Source organism: Myxacorys sp., from assembly GCF_059501405.1.
Genome location: NZ_JCACCM010000115.1, coordinates 1 through 20,434, shown reverse-complemented (window position 1 = coordinate 20,434; position 20,434 = coordinate 1). Strand labels below are relative to the sequence as shown.

General features: G+C 46.8%; 17 protein-coding genes. 10 read left to right on the top strand and 7 right to left on the bottom strand.

The window, feature by feature from the left end; translation table 11 throughout:
* Positions 1–973 precede the first annotated feature (973 nt).
* The 7 genes from rfbF (at position 974) to AC5I6P_RS14905 (ending at position 9,919) form a co-directional block, all read left to right on the top strand.
* On the top strand, positions 974–1,825 hold the full coding sequence (gene rfbF / locus AC5I6P_RS14935) for a glucose-1-phosphate cytidylyltransferase (protein ID WP_495694566.1): 852 nt from the start codon (positions 974–976) through the stop codon (positions 1,823–1,825).
* On the top strand, positions 1,749–2,804 hold the full coding sequence (locus AC5I6P_RS14930) for an NAD-dependent epimerase/dehydratase family protein (RefSeq protein ID WP_495694565.1): 1,056 nt from the start codon (positions 1,749–1,751) through the stop codon (positions 2,802–2,804). The genes rfbF and AC5I6P_RS14930 overlap by 77 nt, the downstream gene beginning before the upstream one ends.
* A gap of 29 nt (positions 2,805–2,833) precedes the next feature.
* Positions 2,834–4,066: a methyltransferase domain-containing protein gene (locus AC5I6P_RS14925; protein WP_495694564.1), complete on the top strand. Its 1,233-nt coding sequence runs from the start codon at positions 2,834–2,836 to the stop codon at positions 4,064–4,066.
* A gap of 644 nt (positions 4,067–4,710) precedes the next feature.
* Positions 4,711–5,664, top strand: coding sequence for a phytanoyl-CoA dioxygenase family protein (locus AC5I6P_RS14920; RefSeq protein WP_495694563.1), 954 nt, complete (start codon positions 4,711–4,713; stop codon positions 5,662–5,664).
* A gap of 93 nt (positions 5,665–5,757) precedes the next feature.
* Positions 5,758–6,984 carry a class I SAM-dependent methyltransferase gene (locus AC5I6P_RS14915; protein WP_495694562.1) on the top strand — a complete coding sequence of 409 codons (1,227 nt, stop codon included), beginning with the start codon at positions 5,758–5,760 and terminating at the stop codon, positions 6,982–6,984.
* An 84-nt stretch (positions 6,985–7,068) separates the two neighbouring features.
* Positions 7,069–8,283 (top strand): L-2-hydroxyglutarate oxidase, encoded by a 1,215-nt coding sequence (gene lhgO / locus AC5I6P_RS14910; RefSeq protein WP_495694561.1) that lies wholly within the window; start codon positions 7,069–7,071, stop codon positions 8,281–8,283.
* Between the two features lie 25 nt (positions 8,284–8,308).
* Positions 8,309–9,919 (top strand): VanZ family protein, encoded by a 1,611-nt coding sequence (locus AC5I6P_RS14905; RefSeq protein WP_495694560.1) that lies wholly within the window; start codon positions 8,309–8,311, stop codon positions 9,917–9,919.
* Between the two features lie 100 nt (positions 9,920–10,019).
* On the opposite strand, the gene crtW is transcribed toward AC5I6P_RS14905, so the two are convergent.
* Complete coding sequence (crtW, locus tag AC5I6P_RS14900) at positions 10,020–10,772, bottom strand: beta-carotene ketolase CrtW (protein ID WP_495694559.1); 753 nt, start codon at positions 10,770–10,772, stop codon at positions 10,020–10,022.
* An 849-nt stretch (positions 10,773–11,621) separates the two neighbouring features.
* Between crtW and AC5I6P_RS14895 the strand changes: the two genes are divergently transcribed.
* Complete coding sequence (locus tag AC5I6P_RS14895) at positions 11,622–11,963, top strand: FGGY-family carbohydrate kinase (protein ID WP_495694558.1); 342 nt, start codon at positions 11,622–11,624, stop codon at positions 11,961–11,963.
* Positions 11,964–12,132: 169 nt separating this feature from the next.
* Here AC5I6P_RS14895 and AC5I6P_RS14890 read toward each other — a convergent pair whose 3' ends face one another.
* The 6 genes from AC5I6P_RS14890 to AC5I6P_RS14865 form a co-directional block, all read right to left on the bottom strand.
* A complete protein-coding gene (locus tag AC5I6P_RS14890; protein WP_495694557.1) occupies positions 12,133–13,701 on the bottom strand; it encodes a peroxidase family protein in 1,569 nt (522 codons plus the stop codon).
* A gap of 251 nt (positions 13,702–13,952) precedes the next feature.
* Positions 13,953–15,056: an ABC transporter ATP-binding protein gene (locus tag AC5I6P_RS14885; protein WP_495694556.1), complete on the bottom strand. Its 1,104-nt coding sequence runs from the start codon at positions 15,054–15,056 to the stop codon at positions 13,953–13,955.
* A gap of 42 nt (positions 15,057–15,098) precedes the next feature.
* On the bottom strand, positions 15,099–15,977 hold the full coding sequence (locus AC5I6P_RS14880) for a carbohydrate ABC transporter permease (RefSeq protein WP_495694555.1): 879 nt from the start codon (positions 15,975–15,977) through the stop codon (positions 15,099–15,101).
* A gap of 2 nt (positions 15,978–15,979) precedes the next feature.
* Entirely contained in the window at positions 15,980–16,885 is a 906-nt protein-coding gene (locus AC5I6P_RS14875; RefSeq protein WP_495694554.1) for a carbohydrate ABC transporter permease, read from the bottom strand.
* A 5-nt stretch (positions 16,886–16,890) separates the two neighbouring features.
* Entirely contained in the window at positions 16,891–18,201 is a 1,311-nt protein-coding gene (locus tag AC5I6P_RS14870) for an ABC transporter substrate-binding protein (protein WP_495694553.1), read from the bottom strand.
* Positions 18,202–18,580: 379 nt separating this feature from the next.
* Positions 18,581–18,859 carry a hypothetical protein gene (locus tag AC5I6P_RS14865; RefSeq protein WP_495694552.1) on the bottom strand — a complete coding sequence of 93 codons (279 nt, stop codon included), beginning with the start codon at positions 18,857–18,859 and terminating at the stop codon, positions 18,581–18,583.
* A gap of 420 nt (positions 18,860–19,279) precedes the next feature.
* Here AC5I6P_RS14865 and AC5I6P_RS14860 point away from each other — a divergent pair, with 420 nt between their 5' ends.
* Both AC5I6P_RS14860 and AC5I6P_RS14855 read left to right on the top strand, forming a co-directional pair.
* Positions 19,280–20,029 carry a prolipoprotein diacylglyceryl transferase gene (locus AC5I6P_RS14860; protein ID WP_495694551.1) on the top strand — a complete coding sequence of 250 codons (750 nt, stop codon included), beginning with the start codon at positions 19,280–19,282 and terminating at the stop codon, positions 20,027–20,029.
* A gap of 14 nt (positions 20,030–20,043) precedes the next feature.
* Positions 20,044–20,394, top strand: a complete 351-nt coding sequence (locus AC5I6P_RS14855; RefSeq protein WP_495694550.1) for a hypothetical protein — start codon at positions 20,044–20,046, stop codon at positions 20,392–20,394.
* The last annotated feature ends 40 nt before the right edge of the window (positions 20,395–20,434 follow it).

Genomic DNA, 20,434 nt, shown 5'->3' with positions numbered 1-20,434 from the left:
AATAGGGGTGCTTCCTATCCTACTTTCTCTACTCTCACAATGAATTAACCCTGGGCTAGAGCTAGAGCAGTGCCAGGGAAACTACTCACCTGATGGCAAACACTAAAAGTTTAGTTGTACATTGCTATTTAAGCAGCTTCACTTAATCTTCACAGTACCGACCTTTGACCTAGTTTAATTCTTCTATCAACAATTTCTGTACTAAAAACTTTGTTTCAAAATCAAAAAAACAACTACACCTCTAAACCTATATTTTTTTAATAAAGACTCCGTAGAAGCACTGGCTTTTATCACCCCACTTTTGCTAACTTTTGCTAACCAGTAGGATGCACATGGTGACAGCACAGGCGACGGTTTAGCACTCGGAGCATATATCAGTCTGTCCTTCGATGAGCACCTAAGGGGTCTTCAGGGATGTATCAGAGTTAGGACGTAAGCCGAGATGACTAGCGATCGCATTTACGCGAATAAAGATTCTGCATGTAGTAATGACTTATCAAAGTTATTAAATTTACTACTCAAAATGGTTCACCTCTTTAGAGCTAGCCTTATTAGCGATACTGCTGAGTACTACATAGCAAATTGCTACAAAGAGACTTGTCGAATTTTGAGTACTCAGTCCCACATGCGTTGGATTTTTCAGACGTTAGCGCAGTTCAGCACAGCCTGCTCTTCAAAGCGCTTAGCTGATAACCTAAGTCTTTTCTCGGTTTGAAAGAGAAGAGCAGAGTGGCAAAATCTGCTATTAGCGCTCTACCTCAATCCGTGGATATCCCTCTTTGAACGACAGAGCGATCCCTGTCTTTAATTTAGATTTGTGTTCCCTGTTCAAGTGCTTCATAAAGTCTGTGTGAGCGTGACTTGCCCAACAATCTAGAACTGGCTAAACTGACACAGCATTTTGAGATGACTTAAACATTCTGCCTAGCAGCAAGCCAGAGCAAGCATACATTGAGGAGAGTGGTCAAAACCGATGAAAGTAGCAATTCTTGCAGGGGGGTTAGGTTCCCGTTTAGCGGAAGAAACCGAACTTAAACCTAAGCCAATGGTAGAAATTGGTGGTCGCCCGATCCTGTGGCACATCATGATGCACTATTCCACCTACGGCTACAAAGACTTTGCGATCGCGCTAGGCTACAAAGCTGAGTACATCAAGAAGTACATGGTAGACTACTGCTCCTTAAGCAGTAATCTCACGGTAAATCTAAAAACCGGACATATTAATCAACATGAGGGGTACAGACCCGATTGGACAATCGATCTGGTCGATACTGGGCTCAAGACCCAGACAGGTGGTCGCATCAAGCAACTGGCTCCTTACGTGAACAATGAGACGTTCATGTTGACCTGGGGAGATGGCGTGTCTGATGTCAATCTCCATGATCTGCTAGCGTTCCATCGCTCTCACGGCAAACTTGCCACCCTCACCGCCGTTCGCCCCCCAGCAAGATTTGGCCATCTCCAGATCGATGGCGAACAGATCACTGAGTTTTCGGAGAAGCCCCAGATCGGCGAAGGATGGATTAACGGCGCGTTCTTCGTTTTAGAACCCGAAGTATTTGACTACATCGATGGCGATCTGACGCACTGGGAGAAAGAACCCCTAGAGCGACTTGCGAGAGATGGACAACTGATGGCGTACAAGCACAACTCCTTCTGGCAGTGCATGGATACCATTCGTGAAAAGAAATTATTAGAAAGCCTCTGGGAAAGTGGCAAAGCACCTTGGAAAATTTGGGAGGAACACAATGCGAGTATTACTAACGGGACATCGGGGCTACATCGGAACAGTATTGACGCCAATGCTCTTAGCAGCAGGGCATGATGTTGTTGGCTTTGATAGCGATTTGTATCGACGCTGCTCATTTGGAGAAGGCATTATTGAAATTCCGTCTATTCAGAAAGATATTCGGGATGCAGAAGCCTCCGATCTAGACGGGTTTGATGCGATTCTTCACTTAGCTGGATTGTCTAACGATCCATTAGGCGATCTGAACCCCAATCTGACCTACGACATCAACTTCAAAGCGTCTCTTCGATTAGCAGAACTCGCAAAACAAGTCGGGGTTGAGCGCTTCATCTTCTCGTCCTCATGCAGCAACTATGGCGCGGCAGGCGATGCACCCGTCAACGAAACCTCGGAATTTAATCCGGTGACGCCTTACGGGTCTTCTAAAGCCATGACGGAAATTGAAGTTGCCAAGCTTGCAGATGATGTCTTCAGTCCAACTTTTCTTCGCAGTGCAACAGCTTATGGCGTGTCGCCCCGTTTGAGATTCGATTTGGTCTTGAATAACTTAGTGGCTTGGGCATATACAACCGGAAAAGTTCATATCAAGAGCGATGGCACGCCCTGGCGTCCGATCGTTCACATTGAAGATATTTCTCGTGCTTTCTTAGCAGTACTACATGCGCCTCGTGAAGCGGTTCACAATGAAGCGTTTAATGTGGGGCGCACTAGCGAAAACTATCGAATTCGCGAAATTGCAGAGATTGTGAAAGACACGGTCCCAGGCTGCGAAATTGAATTTGCAGAAGATGCCGGGCCTGATAAGCGCTGCTACCGCGTGGACTGTGACAAAATCGCTCGCGTTCTCCCCGAATTTCAACCCCAATGGACAACCAAGAAAGGCGCAGAGCAACTGTACAACACATATAAGAAGATTGGGTTGTCTCTCGATGAGTTTGAGGGTGAGCGCTACAAACGCATTGCCCACATCAAATATCTGATTGGTGACGGCTTGCTCGATACCAACCTCCGCTGGCAGCAGGCAACTCTAACTTCTGCTGGAGCGGGATTGTAGGCGCATCTCTTAAATCACCTCTTAAAACTATGAGTGACTGGAAAATCTCCGCGTGCCGTTCATGCGGCAACCCTGACCTAAACGTTCTGATCGATTTTGGCGAAACGCCTTTAGCAGATGCGCTGGTGACAGAAGCCAAACTGGGAGAGCCAGAAATTTTCGCACCGCTCGACCTTGCCGTTTGTTCTGAATGCTCTCTAGCGCAGATCACGGAAACGGTTCCTCCAGAAATTTTGTTCTGTCGGGACTACCCGTACTTTTCATCAGTTTCAGCCGCATTGCTAGAACATTTTGGCGGAAGTGCGCGATCGCTAATTCAAACCCGCCAATTGAACAGCAACAGCCTTGTGATCGAGGCCGCCAGCAATGACGGGTATATGTTGAAGAACTTTGTCGATCAAGGCATTTCAGTTCTGGGCATTGATCCCGCCGAAGGCCCGGCAAAGTCAGCCTTGGAAAAAGGTGTTCCGACCCTCAATACCTTTTTCGGCAGCGATCTAGCGAAGCAACTGCGATCGGAGGGCAAACAAGCCGATGTGTTTCTAGCGAATAACGTTCTTGCTCACGTTGCCGATCTCAATGGTTTTGTTGATGGCATTCGTACTTTGTTAAAAGACACAGGCGTTGCTGTGATCGAGTGTCCTTATGTTGTCGATCTTGTTGATCACGGCGAATTTGACACCATCTATCACCAGCACCTCTGCTACTTTTCTGTTACTGCCTTGGATAAACTCTTCCGTCGGCATAGTTTGTATCTCAATGATGTCAAGCGAACCACAATCCACGGCGGCTCTCTGCGCCTGTTTGTCGAACCCATTGAAGCCGTCCACGATTCGGTCAAAGTGCTGCTAGAAGAAGAAGCAAACCGTAAGGTCGATCGCGTTGATTACTACCTCGATTTTGCCGATCGTGTCGAATCAATCAAGCGCGATTTGCTGAAAATCTTGCACGACCTCAAAGGTCAAGGAAAGCGCATCGCGGCTTATGGAGCGGCAGCAAAAGCAACGACACTGTTGAGCTACATTGGCATCGATACGTCACTCGTAGACTATGTAGTAGACCTGAATACCTTTAAACAAGGTCGCTACATGGGCGGAAATCACCTACCGATCCATCCTCCCACAATGTTGCTCGAAGATCGTCCCGACTACGTGCTGATTCTGGCATGGAACTTTGCGGACGAAATCATGAAACAGCAAGATGCTTATCGCCAGCAAGGCGGTCAATTTATCATACCAATTCCGATTCCTCGAATTGTTTAGTTAGCTGTTGCAATAGACGTTGTAGTGGTAGAAGCAAAGTTTGCTTCTACCACTTTTTACCATTTATCCCAGTGTTTTCTTCAACAATGATTTAAATGTTTTACCTGATGGCTACATCTAGATTTCAGGCTAATTGCACCCATCCTCATAACCAAGCTAAAGCCTACGAGCGTTGTCCTGCTGTTTCCTTAGTTGCAGAGTCATTGGTTGGATTAATCATTGCATTAATTTGAAGAAACTTAAGAGTAACTGTGAAGACTGGGTGAAAACACTTGCTGCTAGTTTTACAGACAGGATAAGGTCTTGAAGTAACAAGAAGCGCTAAGAGTTAATGGTCTTACGATTATTTCACTGCCGCTTCCATACCTTACTTTCCGTGAATTTAAGTAATTAGAAAGGGCACTCGTCAGATAGTGACAACAATCTAATCCGTACCTTTTACACACAAAGCCAACTTTGAATAGCGAGATTTACGGAGAAATTAGATTGTTTGATGCCCCATGATTCTTTAGAGGTTGCCGAAGCAAATTCCATAGGCGAGCCTGTCGCCTAATCAATTATTCTGTAGCGTCTAAAGCCGACAATAAGCCACTCATGGCAGCGATCTAGCCACACCCTACCTACAGTTCTGAGGAGAACGTTTGATGCATACGGTTTACGTTGATTCTGCGGTTAACGATCAGGTGAGAAGAGAGCGACTCTACAACGGTCAAATCTTTGTTTTCACCCCTCGTCCTAGCACGATCGCGCTGATTCAACATGCTCGCAAGATGATTGCAGCAGCGTTTGGTAATCTTGATCCTCGCGATGCTCAGTTCCACATGTCTGTCGAGGAGTATGTATCGATCGTGGCTCCTCTCAAGCCTCAATTTATTCACCACCCCGAAACCAAGGGACTGATTCAGGATATTCTGCGGGACTTCTCCTGTGATTTAGAGAAGACCTATCTGGATGTTCCTCGCCTGAGAATGGTGACTTCTGACGGATACCTCACCAGTGGAGTTGGCTATGCCCATCACCCCCATCGCGACACCTGGTACTCCGCGCCAATGTGTCAGTTGAATTGGTGGTTGCCGATTTACGAAATTGAGACAGAGTGTTCAATGGCATTCCACCCCCGCTACTGGAATCAAGCTGTGAAGAACGAGTCCAGCAGCTTCAACTATTATGAGTGGAATAAGAGCGGACGCAAAAGTGCCGCTCAGCACATCAAGTCAGATACCCGAAAGCAGCCCCATGCTGTTGAAGAAATCGAGCTAGATCCGCAAATTCGAGTTGTTTGTCCTGCAGGCGGCATTGTCCTATTCTCAGGCGCTCAGCTGCACTCGACCGTGCCGAATACTTCTGGGTTCAGCCGCTACAGCATTGACTTTAGAACGGTGCACCTCGACGAAGTAACGTCTATGAGCGGTGCACCAAATGTCGATTCTGAACCAACCGGAACCTCGCTGAGGGATTTCATGCGCGGTAGCGACCTCTGCCGCTTGCCAGAAGAGATTGTGCGCCAATATGACCAGGGTAGCCTCGTCGAAGAGGGATTGATCTTCAAACCTGACTTGGGCGACGTTGAGAAACGCCAAGTGTCAGTCGTGTCATAACATTTTGAGGGGTTTTCTGACTCGCATGGAGGAGACCCTCAAAAACACATTGTTGCTTTGGCTAAAGAAACCTTATTTACCTTCAAGAATCCTATGAATCAGCCATCTACACTGGGGCAAAAAATTCCCGCTGGAACCCGTCTTGTATCGTATGACTGCCCAAGCTGCGGACACCACGAATCAGCCGTGTTCTATGAGGTTCGCAACGTTCCGGTACACAGTTGTCTCATGATGCCCAGTCATCAGGAAGCGGTGGACTTTCCGTGCGGGGATGTAGTGTTAGGATTTTGCCCAAGCTGTGGCTTTGTCACCAACGTTGAGTTTGATGCAAATAACTCAGACTACTCACCCATTTACGAAGATCAGCAGAGCTTTTCACCAACGTTTAACTCATTTGCTTACAAGCTAGCGACTCGTCTGATTGAAAAGTACGACTTGCGCAACAAGAAGATTGTTGAGATTGGATGCAGCAAGGGTGACTTTCTACTCTTGATGTGTGAGTTAGGCAACAACTACGGGGTAGGAATCGACCCAAGCGCGATCGTAGGTCGGGTGGAAAGTGCCGCCGCTGATCGAGTGATGTTCATTCAAGATTACTACTCTGAAAAATACTCAGAACACACGGGTGAATTTATCTGCTGCCGTCACACGCTCGAACACATTCACCAAACCGCAGACTTAGTTCGCACCGTCCGACGCTCAGTGGGCGATCGCCTCGATACCGTCATTTTCTTTGAAATTCCTGATATGGGACGGGTGCTGACTGAGCAAGCCTTTGAAGACATCTATTACGAACACTGCTCCTACTTCACACCCGGATCATTGGCGCGGTTGTTCCGGCAAGAAGGTTTTGAAGTGCTTGATGTCTATCTAGACTACGGCGATCAGTATTTGATGATTGAAGCGCGTCCAGTGGCGACTCCATCGACCAAGATTCACCCTGCTGAAGAAAGCGTCGAGCAATTGGTGAAGGATGTTGAGCTATTTGCATCCAAAATCGGGGACAAGTTGGGCTACTGGAAGCAGCATTTGGAGACGATGAAAGCGGACGGCAAGAAAGTTGCGGTTTGGGGTTCTGGCTCGAAGTGCGTCGCGTTCCTCACCACTTTGGGAACCAAAGATCTGATTGATTGGGTCGTGGATATCAACCCTCATCGGCACGGTCGATTTATTCCAGGTGTGGGTCAAGAGATCCGTTCTCCTGAGTCCCTTAAGGACTACCAGCCGGATGAAGTGATCGTCATGAACGCCATCTATTGCGACGAAATTCAAAAAATGCTGGATGATATGGGCGTTACAACAAAAGTTGTAGCTATCTAAAGCATTAGATTTGGTTGGAGGCGGGGTCGTCTTCCGCCTCCAACCACTCAGTGGATTTAAGTGAAGCAAATGTCAGGGATAGTCATGTACGATTATGCAATTGTTGGAGGCGGAATTGTTGGCTTATCGACTGCCGTTGCCCTCGGAAGACGATATCCGAATGCTAGGGTCTTGCTGTTAGAAAAAGAAAGTCAGTGGGCATTTCATCAAACTGGAAATAACAGCGGTGTGATCCATTCAGGAATTTACTATAAGCCTGGAAGCTTTAAAGCAAAATTTTGTCGAGATGGTAGTCGCTCGATCGTTCAGTTCTGTCGGGAGCATGGGTTAGAGTACGAAATATGTGGCAAAGTGATTGTCGCAACTAAGCCCGAAGAACTTCCTTTACTAGATAATATTTATCAACGGGGTTTAGACAACGACTTAAAGGTTGAGAAGATTTCAGCACCAGCGGTTCAGGAAATCGAACCTCATGTTCGTTGTCTTGCTGGAGTGAAGGTTTACTCGACTGGCATTGTTAGTTATAAACAGGTTTGTCAAAAGTATGCCGAGATCGCTGCCTACCAAGGAGCCGATTTGCGGTTAAATACTCGCGTAGAATCGTGCATCAGCACGACAGATGGATATGACGTCACCACAAGTAATGGCAACTTTACGACGCGATTTTTGATCAATTGTGCCGGATTGCACTGCGATCGCGTTGCCAAACTGACCGCCGCCCAACCTCCTGCCAAAATCGTTCCCTTCCGGGGTGAGTACTACGAACTTACGCCCGAAAAACGTTACTTGGTCAAAGGTTTAATTTATCCGGTTCCCAATCCAAACTTCCCCTTCTTGGGCGTTCATTTCACTCGCATGATTGACGGAACCGTTCACGCTGGTCCAAATGCGGTGCTGAGTTTAAAGCGAGAAGGCTATCGCAAAACGGATTTTGATCTGCGCGACTTTACAGAAGTGATGACTTATCCGGGCTTCTGGAAGCTGATGTCAAAACACGCAGATCAAGGAATTCAGGAAATGATTCGCTCGTTCTTCAAAGCGGCATTTGTGCGCAGCTTACAGGAGTTGATTCCTGAAGTCCAGTCCGATGACCTTATTCCAACTCATGCTGGCGTGAGAGCGCAGGCGCTGTTGCCCAACGGAAAACTGGTCGATGACTTTCTGATTGAGCAGGGGAAATCTGCGCTCCACGTTTACAATGCCCCTTCACCAGCGGCAACATCATCCTTGGAGATTGGCAACGCGATCGCTGCCCAAGTTCCGGAATTTCAGCTAACCCAGATTGCTCTAAGTTCATAAACCATCCCTTACTTAGGAGGCATGTGTGGGCACTCGTCAACCTTTGCGCCAATCTTTTACTTCTGATCCTGCCCCTAAAGCGTGGGCGAATCGAATCATCGGCAGCGCCATCTTCATCATTTTGCTGGCAACGCTATCGCCGTTTGAATTTACAGCGAAAGGTGTGACACTTAAAAGCGCAATTAGGGACTTTTTTGCTCATCCTAGCGACTGGAGCGATTTGATCGGCAATGTTCTCTTATTTATGCCGTTAGGGTTTGGAATTGCGCTACGCACCCAGTCGCAGGGAATAAAACTCCGAACTGGACTCGCGATCGCGACGATCATCAGCCCTCTGCTATCTTTTAGTGTTGAATTATCGCAGGTGTTTCTGCCATCCCGGAGCCCTAGCTGGATTGATATCTCAACCAACACCACCGGAGGCTTTTGTGGCGCATTGAGCTACATTCTACTAGCGGCAATCAGCGCGAGGCATAACTCTACAACAACTGCATCCAATCAACTCGTATGGGTTGAACACAAGGTCAAACGGCTGCTGACCATTCAGAATTTGGCAGTTGCATTGGTCGCCTGGATTTTGATGACAGGGCTAGTCTCATTGTCTCTTCAGCAAGCAGCGCAACTGAGTAATTGGAATTCTAAGTTGCCACTTCTATTGGGAAACGAGAAGACAGGCGACCGTCCCTGGAACGGAACTATTTCCAAGGTTGAGATTAGCGATCGCGCTCTATCCCGATCCGAGATTGCTCAAGTTCTCCAAACTAAAGGTTCACTTCCGCAAGCTGGATTAGTCACAGCGTATGAGCTAACCAACTTAGCAAGCCGCAACTTGCTCAGTAGACCGCTAAAAGATCGCACAGGTCAATTACCAGATTTGGTGGCTCAGGGAGATGGAATTTCAGCAGTTCCAGAAGGTGTGCGCGTATCGAATAATCATTGGCTCTCAACGGTTGAGCCTGCCTCAATGTTATCCAACCGATTGCGGAACTCCTCTCAGTTTACAATTAGTACGATCGCAGCAACCTCAGATCTAGATCAAACTGGGCCTGCTCGAATCCTATCGCTTTCTGCCAATCCAGCCCGTCGCAACTTTACGCTGGGTCAGGAACACAACCAACTCGTGTTTCGGTTAAGAACGCCGATCACAGGAGAAAACGGAATCTACACTGCCCTGTTTGTACCCAATATTTTTCGAGATTTTAAACCTCATCATTTTCTCTTAACCTATTATCAGAACGTTCTTCGTCTGTATGTGGATGAACCGCGAAATTCTTACAGCCTCGAACTAACGCCTGAAATTACACTATTCCGCTACCTATTTCCCTTTGAGGGACGGATTTTACAGCTTACGAGCTTTAGTATTTCGGTTCACAAATTGATGTTCTATGCTGTTTTCTTTGCTCCTTTAGGCGGTATTCTGGCGCTTCTTTCGAGTAGGTTCAAACAGCAGCCTCGGTTTGACATCTTGCTAATCCTAAGTGGAATATGTGTTCCTGCTTTTATACTTGAGCCCATTATTCACACTGAGCATTTGCGCTTAGAAAATATCGGTCTTAGTATTGGCATTGCTTCAATAACAATGCTACTGAGTAAAAGCAAGATAACGTCATGGCTGTACTCTACAGGTAAAAGATAGACAGCAGCCATCATCAAGCCATTCAATGGAAAGCTTTAGTACCCAAGCAAATCTTGGTTCTAACTAAGCCCGAATTTTGGCAAATCTTTATGTGTTCGGTCTAATTTACTTCAGATGAAACTCTAGAGATGCGCTGTTGATGCACTTGAGGCAACGCCCACCAAGGAACATGAGGATGCTCATGATGCTCTAGATGATAGCCAAAGTGATAGCAACTAATAAATGAGCAGAATGTAGACCAATTCATGCTTTGGGCACGGCTGCTGTTTTGGTAACCTCCCTTAGGTTCACGATGAGGCAAATACGTTCCAAAGAAGAAAAGCTGAACGGAACTTGCGATCGCAGGAATCGCCCAGAACAGAATCAGATTAAGTTCGGGAACATGCAAGAGACCATGCAGGGTGTGAAAGATGACGACCAAACCGATTAATCGTGTCCAACTCCAGTAGCTGAGCATGAAATTGAAATACCAAGCGATCGGATTTTTATGTTGTCCGTTATGGAAGTCTGGATCAGTTTCAGATGCGGGATTATGATGATGCAACCAATGAGTTTTTAGCAAGCTTTTGTATGAGAAAAGCGCATAACAGGCAATTGATAGAGAACCAATAAAGTTATTGAGCTTAGGATTCCTGGGAGCAACTGCGCCATGCATTGCGTCATGAGCATTGATAAACAAACCTGTGTATAAGAACGTTTGTAAAACCACTAATGCAAGGCGAACTCCAGTAGGCAAGGCGACCGCATCAATAGATAGTAAGATAAATAAGCCTAGCGCCCACAAACCGAAAATGGTAAGCGCAACAACAACGCCGCGTTCAATGCTAACGCTCCATTTGCTAGTTCCTGGCATTGAGGTTGAATGAAATTGAGTTCTGTTTTGAGATTGTAAAAGCATCAGATCCTTAACCAAGAGCATTCTCAATATTGCGTTGATATTAATTTGGAGTAGCAATCAATAATCAAGTTGAGCTACATTAACAGTCTAAAAATTGAATGAGTTCATGCTCTCTGTCAGAGTACTAACTTAAGCTCAAGCCTAAAGGATGAGCTTTTGACGTGAGATGTATCACTTTTGAATAAGGTCATGCAAAGAACTTTTAATGAGCATTGTTCAATTCTTATTACATAAAAACAGAGCAAGCGGATGCGCGATCACGCACATTAGCATTTGTATTGTTTGTCCTCTAGGTCTGAATGGTTACCAGTCTATAAAAGGCTTTGGTCACATATAGAAATTAGTCTATAGAAAATTATGAAATTACCAACATCTATCAGATTGAACCAATAAATACAAATCTTAACATGTATCTTGATGCATAGTTTGATGGGGTACTGCCAATAAGAGCGCCTCAACGCATGAACCCCTGAAAGATGCTCACGCAGTTTAAGAGCACGTATTAGAGAATATCCATTTCGGTAGAAAGTAGTTTTAGCTGACTTATAGAGTTTGTTCAAAGGATTTAAGGCAGTTTCTGAGCCGGAAGGACGCGGAAACGGGGATTAAAAATGGGTCAAGTTGATCTGAGACAGGAATCAGCACAGGGCGTATAAGGTAAATCGAAATGGTAAGCTCGTTATGCACACCAAGGTAATCAGCTTCAACCGGAAGTTATTTCCGTTGCCATGCAAGGCGCTTATGTTGCTAAGTTGATTCAGCGTCGTTTGCAGGGACGAGAACTGCCATGCTTCCACTATTCCGATGCTGCACTGCCATGCTTCCACTATTTTTGGATTGATTCACAAAATCACCCCCCTGCATCAACTATTGGCAACGGGAGGAGGGGCGCGATCAAGCGTTTGGTTAAAAATTCTGGCAGATGTTTTGCAAACAGAATTGATTGCGCCTAGAGCTGAAGAAGGCCCTGCCTATGGAGCCACAATTTTAGCAATGGTAGGGATTGGAGCATATCTCAATTTGGAAACGGCGTTCAAGATCCTGACCCAAGTTGGGGATGTTGTACAGCCGCCAGAAAATCCGATGTACGAGTCTGCGTTTCAAAAATACAAGCGATTGTATGAAGCCTTGAAAGCGGTTCGTTAATCAGTTCGCTAAAATTGAGAGTCTTCATATAGAGCGATCGTTGTTGTAGCTGACTCAGTTTTAATTCTCTACCCAATGTTTTCTAATTAGCGTCAGTCTCCACTCACCCTTGCCGCTACCAAGCCCGGCGATCCTGAGCTTGGTAGCATCGATGAAAGGTTGCAAAACGTCATGCGACGCCCGCGAAGGTCAGAAGGTCAACCATTGTGAAGTCACCCTCAACACTCCCATCCCGGCGAGGAAGCTCAGGTTCCCAATTTGGTTGCTGAGACCAGTAGGACGCGCTATCACTCAGCAGTAGCCCGAAGAAAACCTCTGCGACAATTCGGCTGCCGACCTGTCCCAGTCGTTGTCCCTCATGCTGCACTAACGCTTCTTTCAGAATGTAGTACCAGAGCGGTGTGCTTTCGTGGAAATTCAGGTCTGTTAGTTCTGCAAAGTCTGTCTTAGTTAGCGGGTCATACCCTAACTTACAAGCGATCGCTTGTCCTGATGGCAACCCATGTAAAAGGTGTCGTTCGAGATTTCGTCCAGCTAGGCTCTTGAATTGGTCTCCTGGACCAACCAGCCCAGGCCCCACTGGTAGATCAAACATGGGCGAAGAGATGAACGGGTCGATCCGTTTGTTTCTTTTAACCTTGGGTCGGGCTATAGGAACAGGACCATCAGGACCACTGGGATCAGGAGCTACTTCCAGAGTCCCGAAGTCGAAGAACGTGTCCCATTCAACAAATCGGCGAGTTGCTCGACGTCCTCCCCGGAGATCATTCGGGTCGCCCTCTCGCGGATCGATCGCAGCATCGAAAATGGGCGCACCAAATCCCTGATTAACTTTGTAACCAGGACGAATTTGACTGTGCCCGAAACGGTAAACCGCAATCTGAAATTCACGGGGAAGCGTTGGCTTAGCAGATACCTTAAACAGAGTCGGACCATTGCTCCGCACCTGCTCAAAAACGGTTGAATCTAGAGAAACCCGTAAAAACTGGTTGACCACGATGTATTGGTAGTGCCAACGGACAAGCTTTTGTGCCCGGTTGAACTGTTCCTCTGCGCTTTCCCCGGGGTAATGGTCAACCACCCAATCGACAACTCGGTTGTGAAACTTTAGGAAGGCTAAGTGAAGCTGTGAGATGATCACGTTCTCGTCGTTTCGGGGGTCGCCGATGATCGCCCGTTGCTGACTGGTTCGCGGTAAGTCGCGAGGAGCATCAAAGTCGATGAGAAATTTAGCGGGTAAGGGTCGCTCGATCTCAGAGGCGCGATCGTATAGAAGCCGATCTTCGCTAGGTCCACGACCATAGACGCTATCCAAGTCCAGAAAAGGGTTGCGCAAGTTTGGGCCGGTTGTGGCAGGAGGTCTGAGGGGGGCGGGATCAAAGGTGATATCGTGGTCGAGAAACTGTCCGAGAAAGGTAAAACCAACCGTCATTTCGGGGTTGGGATTGTCCGGGTTTAAGACAGGATTCGAGTCTAGCGGATTAGTGATCGTAATCCGTGGGTCTTGGGCATCCATCAATCCGCCCCTCTGACCTAACTCGCGCAGCCGAGCAATGACATTATCGGGGTCCTGCCCTTCTGCGAATGAAGGGAGGTGGTGAAACATTTTGCCGAAGTCGTCTGCGGGTGGTCGCGGTCTACAGAAAACCTTGAGGCTTGGATAAAGTGAGTCCTGGAACATGCGAGCATCTTGGGCGGTTGCCCCTGCCTTGCTGACCTGCATTGTGCCTGTCTGCATCGTAACCTCCGTGGAGTGAATGTTGATTAGACCTGTAAGTTGTCACCGGCCTGATTTTCTTCACTTGAAGAGTTGCATCGATGCTCCGATGCTGAATGGTCTACCCTACCGGCGACAGGTAATGTCTACACCACGACCCGTCATCTCTTTTCCGCCTTTTGCAACAATTTGTCATGCCATTTAGAATCTGCCATTCGATTCGTTTAAGGGTTAGCCAAAACTTTGTTCTATAACAGAGGACAGCACAACATTTATCCATTGCGAACCATGCTTGGAGTGGTCGCCTCAACACGATCGCCTGTACCTACATCAAACCAATTAATCGAGTCGGGCGGAAATGCCAATCGAACTGGTGCATTGGTTGCTAACCGATGTTCCATTCCTAGAAGAGCACGAACAGTGATTGGCTCTTCTCCACTCACAATTCTGACACTGACAAGATTATGCATCCCCAAATTCTCGACTAGGAATACTTGACCGTCGAGAGCAGGCTCATTGGAGGATTGGGCTACATGTACATGCTCTGGGCGAATCCCAAGAATGATTTCCTTTGTATTAGAGCCTAGAGGCAGTGGAATTCGACTGTTGCCTACGATCGCTCGTCCTGCCTCACATTTAACCTGTAAAAAATTCATCTGCGGACTGCCGATAAAGCCAGCCACGAATCGATTGGCAGGTTCGGTGTAAATTCGTTCGGGCGTATCGAGTTGTTGCAGGTAGCCATTGTTGAGCACGGCAACTCGCGTCGAAAGCGTCATCGCCTCAGTTTGATCGTGGGTGACGTAAACGACGGGCGTGTTCTGTGACCCAAACAACTGCTTCAACTCTGCCCGCACATGTTCACGTAGCAGCGCATCTAAGTTGCTGAGCGGTTCATCGAGCAAGAAGACATCTGGACGACGAACAAGGGTTCTGGCAACCGCGACTCGTTGACGCTGACCACCCGATAGCTGACCGGGTTTGCGATGCATTAGTTCATGTAAACCTAGAAAATCAGCTACCTCATGAATTCGACTTTGGACTTCCCCGCTTGGAGTTTTGCGCAATTTCAAACCAGAGGCAATGTTCTCATACACCGTCATGTGCGGATACAAGGCGTAGCTTTGAAACACCATCGCAATATTGCGATCGCCAGGACTGAGCCGACTGACATCTTGACCGTTGAGCAAAACTTTTCCGCTACTCGGTTGTTCAAGTCCAGCAATGAGTCGGAGAATGGTTGATTTTCCGCAACCAGATGGACCTAATAGCGTTAAAAATTCGCCTGCACCAACGCTAAGACTGATATCTTTAACAGGAACGACGGTAGGGGTATAAGCTTTGCGAAGATCGACGAGTTCGAGTTTCTTATTCATAGGTGCTAACGAATGAACGGTGGGTGAGATAGAGTAAATGCTTTATCCTTTGACGGCTCCTGAAGTCAAACCTTGCACGATTCGCCGTTGGAAAATTAAAACCAGCAAAACAAGAGGAATTGTTCCCAGCACCGTTGCCGCCGCAATTGGACCAAAGGGAATCTCAAACGGAGATGCGCCGCCAAGCTGTGCCCCAGCCACAGGAACGGTTTTCATGTCCTCGCGAGTGATAAACGTGAGGGCAAAAATGAACTCATTCCAGGCAGCAATAAACGTTAAAATTCCCGTTGTGGCTAATGCTGGCAGCGTCATGGGCAGCACAATATCAAGCAACATTCGAGGAGTGCTGTATCCATCAACTCTAGCCGCATCTTCGAGATCCTTTGGAAGCTGCTGAAAAAAGCTTCTCATAACTAGAATTGTCAACGGTAAGTTGATTGCTGTGTAGGGAATGATCAACGAAAGATAATTATTTCCTAGATTGAGATAACGAACGATATCTAACAATCCCAAAAACAATAGAATCGGCGGAAATAACGTCACGATGAGAACGCCTGCTAGAATGATTCGTTCACCCTGTAGTTTCAGTCGAGCTAAAGCATAAGCCGCAGGGGCACCAATGCCAAGTGCCAAAACCGTAGACGCTAATGAAACTAAAAAACTATTGAACAGGTAGTTGAGAAATGGGCGTCGTTCAAACAGCTTTTGATATTGGTCAAGCGTTAGTTGATTGGGACCCGGAAAATAGACATTTGGAATCTCCGCGATCGCATCATCCGTTTTGAACGAGGTCAGCAGTTCCCACAAGATCGGCGCAAGACAGAAGAGCACCGTTAGCGCTACGGCAATCGGTAAGATAAATCGCCGTATGCTGGGCCGGTGCACAGTCGTCTGTTGATTTTCTGGAAAGGCGGTTGTCATAATTACACGGCTCCCGATGCGCGTTTTCTAGACCGATTGAGGAAAAAGCTGGCGATCGCAACTACCAACACCAACAGTAGAAAGGTAACAACAACCAATGCTGCCCCGTACCCAAAATCAAGATATCGCATCACTGTCGCATAAATGTAGAGAGAAACGGTTTCCGTTCCGCCGCCTGGACCGCCGCCTGTCATAACAGAGATCAGATCGAAGATGCCAAACGCCTGGGCGAGACGAAACAGCAACGCGATCACAATCTGAGGCAGCAGCAGAGGTAGCGTCACCTGTCGAAAGCTCTGCCACGGGCTTGCACCATCAATGGCTTGGGCTTCGTACAAATCACTCGGAATCGATTGCAGTCCTGCTAAGAGCAAAATGCTGATAAAGGGCGTCGTTTTCCAAACGTCGGCAACGATGACCGAAATCATCGCCAGAGTTGGATTCCCTAGCCAGTTGATGCCCGTTTGAATCAGTCCCAACCGCAGTAGAATATCGTTCACAACGCCGTACTGATCGTTAAAAATCCACGTCCAGGCGAGTGCAATCAGAGCGGTTGGGAGTGCCCAAGGCAGAATGGCGATCGTACGGACAATTCCTCGCCCTCGAAAGGATTGATTGAGGACTAAGGCAATGCCCATGCCCAAAACGAGTTCTAGTGAGACGGTGGCAAGGGTAAAGATCGTCGTGTTCCACAGCGTATTCCAAAACCGTCCGTCTTGCGCCATTCGCGCATAGTTATCGAGTCCTGTAAAGGCCGGACTGAGTTGATTTCCTAGGTTAATTGTGAAGAAACTTTGCCAAACCGCCCGCAGAATTGGGTAAGCAAACACCAGCGCTAACACGGCGATCGCGGGAATGGTCAGCAACCAGCCCGTCCGCCGTTCTTGAGCGCGAACATAATCCACCATTGGTTTTAAGCTCCCAGTAAAGAACGAGTTTCGCGAGCGGCAGCTTGCAGCGCCTCTTCTGGCGATGTGCGCCCCGAAACAGCAGCACTCAAGTAGCGCTGCAAAATATCTGACGCTTGAGCGTATTGAGCAATCTGAGGACGCAGTGCTGGAGTCTCCAACACTTTTAGCACTAGGGGGAAGTATTCATACTTTTTCAGCAAGTCTGCATCGTTGTAGAGCGATCGCAGGCTCGGTAAATAGCCGCCCGTCAGTGAGGTTTGTTTCTGAACATACGCACTCGTAAAAAACTGAATGGCTTTCCACGCTTCTTGAGGATGCTGAGTCGTGGATGCAATGCCCCAACCCCAGCCGCCTAACGATCCAGCACTCTCTTGCCCCGGCGCGTGAACCATGGGTTGAATGCTCACCTTACCGCGTACTGGCGACCCTGCCTGGTTGAGCAGTTCCCAAGCGTAGGGCCAATTCCGCATAAAAACGGTGTTGCCACTCTGAAAGAGCCGTCGCGCTTCTTCTTCTTGATACGTACTGACGCCTGGGGGCGACACACCTTGATCAATCGTGCTGAGCAAGAATTTGAGTGCCGCGATCGCTTCTGGTCGGTCTAACCCAACTTCGTTAGTTTGTGGATTGACCCAAAAGCCGCCGTGACCCTGAAGCACTTCGGTAAACATGGCAGCCGCACCTTCATACTGTCGCCCTTGCCAAACATAGCCCCACTGCACTTTGTTATCAGCTTGCTGAATCGTTTTTGCGGTTTGCAACAAGTCAGAAAATGTTTCGGGTGGCTTGAGCCCGGCTTGCTTGAGTAGGTCGGTGCGATAGTAGAGCATTCCAGCATCCGTTCGCCAGGGCAATCGATACAGTTTGCCTTTATAGCGACTGCCTTCAATGTCTCCTGGCAAGAAATTCACCAGTTCTGCTTTTGAAACAAGATCTTCTAGAGGGCGCAGCCACCCTGCCGCCGCGAATTTAGACAGCCAAACGACATCCATGTTGATCAGGTCGTAAGGAGAACTGCCTAACAGGAAAGAAGAGGTATTTAAGTCTTCAACCAAGTTGCTGGCGTTGGGAGCCTCGATCATGTTGAGCTTAATGCCTGAATTTTTCTGCTCAAATTCTGCGATCAAAGGCCGCAGCGTCGGAACTTCCGGTGCATTCATTAAAAATGAAAGAACAACGGGTTGTGACCTAGCAGGTAACACAATGAGCAGAGCGGTCAAGGCAAATGCTGTGAGTAAGCTCAGCGTGCGAAAGAGTAGCGAGCTTCGCCAGTATCGCAGGAGTTTGAACCAGTATTCTCGGACGATTTCCATAAATAAATTACCGCGACTGAGAGGCACAACTTAATGGCACAATGGGTGCGATTCGCGTTCCCTAAACTGGATTTTGGTTAAGCTGATCGAAATGCCAGAGATGAAACTTTAAAAGAAATTAGCAACGCTAAACTCACAGCTTCTGAAAGCTAGATTCTATTTTATAAACTAAAGGGTTTGCTCTATGATTCTCATCTTCTTCAAGACGGATTGAATGAGAATAAGTATTAAGTTAAGTAACGAATATGACTACTTTAAGAATTATTTAATTCACAAATTCTAGGTCTAATTTTAGAGTAAATGACCTATCCATTGATTATTGGTTAAATCAATTTGGATTAACTTCAGATTAACCTCTAGATTAACATTAACCTCTAGATTAGCAATGTATACCCTGCAAAGAATTCAAAATCCGTGAAATTACAATTACAGTTTGAACAGCACCAATGAATAATCCCAGGCGATACATTTTGACCCACATGCCGACAGGTTTTTCGTTTGCTGACCATAGAAATGCGATCGCAAGAGCCACAATAATTTCTGTAACTAGCGACATCCGAATTGTAACCGCACAATCGCCTTTTCCAACCACAAATAGGCTGCAAGTGGCTAAAAAGAAGCAGCCAAACCCTAGAAAACAATCAAATGTTCTACTCATCGTCTAGCCTATTCGGAACAGTAGGTATAGTGTATAAACGGAGATACTTTAACATTGTGTGCTTTTTTATTCAATACATTCTACGTGTGCAATCCACCTTTTCAACTCAGTAGATTTGGCAGATGGAATGTAATTAAAGTCTTTCTAAGTCGTGACTCGATAATCAATAGCCAAGTCTAATAAATATCATATGACCATAAAAAATCTGAAAAATCTTTAGCCACTACTTACGGGGATTTGCACACTACATAATTTTGTACACGCTGAATGCCATGCCATTTCTCCACGGTTGGCTTTACCAAACTCTAGAGGATTGCTACGTTAGGTTGTAACAAATGATTGAGTTCTAAAAAGAGTGTAAAAAGATTAATTTTGAACCGAAAACGCTTGTATAGTAAGGAATTTTTATAAGCACCGCTTGTGGATTTTCCAGTTTATATTGGCGTCGGCGCAGTCAAACTTCATCCGCACATTTTTTTTGAAGCGATCGCATATTCAATTGCACTGCGGTTATCGCTCAGAAACTTTCGTCAAGATACGATTTCGCCGCCTCAACGCAGTTCGATTATCGTCGGCGGACTCGTAGGCGCATTGATCGGCGCAAAGGTGCTGGTGATGCTGCAACATATTGATATAGTTTGGCAGCATCAGGAACAGTTTTTTTGGCTATTGCTTCAGGGTAAAACGGTAGTCGGAGCGCTATTGGGTGCAGTAATAGGAGTTGAGGCGACGAAGAAACTGCTTCATGTTGATCAATCAACGGGCGATGCCTTTGTTTACCCGCTCATATTAGGAACTGCGATCGGGCGATTGGGGTGTTTTTTTACAGGGCTGAGCGATCGCACCTATGGCATTGCGACTAACCTGCCGTGGGGCGTTGATTTTGGCGATGGGATTTCCCGTCATCCAACGCAGCTTTATGAAATTACATTTCTGTTCATGTTAATGATATTTCTAAAGGTGCGATCGCGTTATCCTATGCATTCTGGAGATTTGTTTAAGTTCCACTTGATCAGTTACTTAAGTTTCCGCTTTCTGATTGACTTTATTAAGCCCGACTTTCACTTTGCGCTAGAATTAACTGCAATTCAAATTGCATGTGTTTTAGCGATTGTTTACTACCGCAATAGCATCACTAGACTGTTTAATTTCACTGTAAAGACTGTTTAACTGCACCGCAAATTATGCCAACTCGTCCTTATCTGTTCTACGCTTTAACCAATAGTGTCTGCTCTAAATGCCTCACGAAGGTTGAAGCAAAAATCATTTTTCAAGAAGGTAACGTCTACCTCGTTAAACACTGCCTAATTCATGGACGAGAAGAGGTTTTGATTGCAGATGACATTGAGTATTACAAGCAGTGTCAAGAATTTATTAAGCCTGGAGACATGCCGCATCGGTTCAATACGCCGATCAAATATGGCTGCCCCTACGATTGTGGCTTGTGCCCTGATCACGAGCAGCACAGTTGTCTAACGCTGGTAGAAGTCAGCGATCGCTGCAATCTTTCCTGCCCAATTTGGGTCGTGTTCTAGACATGGGGATTCATCAGTCAAACCGCCCGTCCAAATTCAT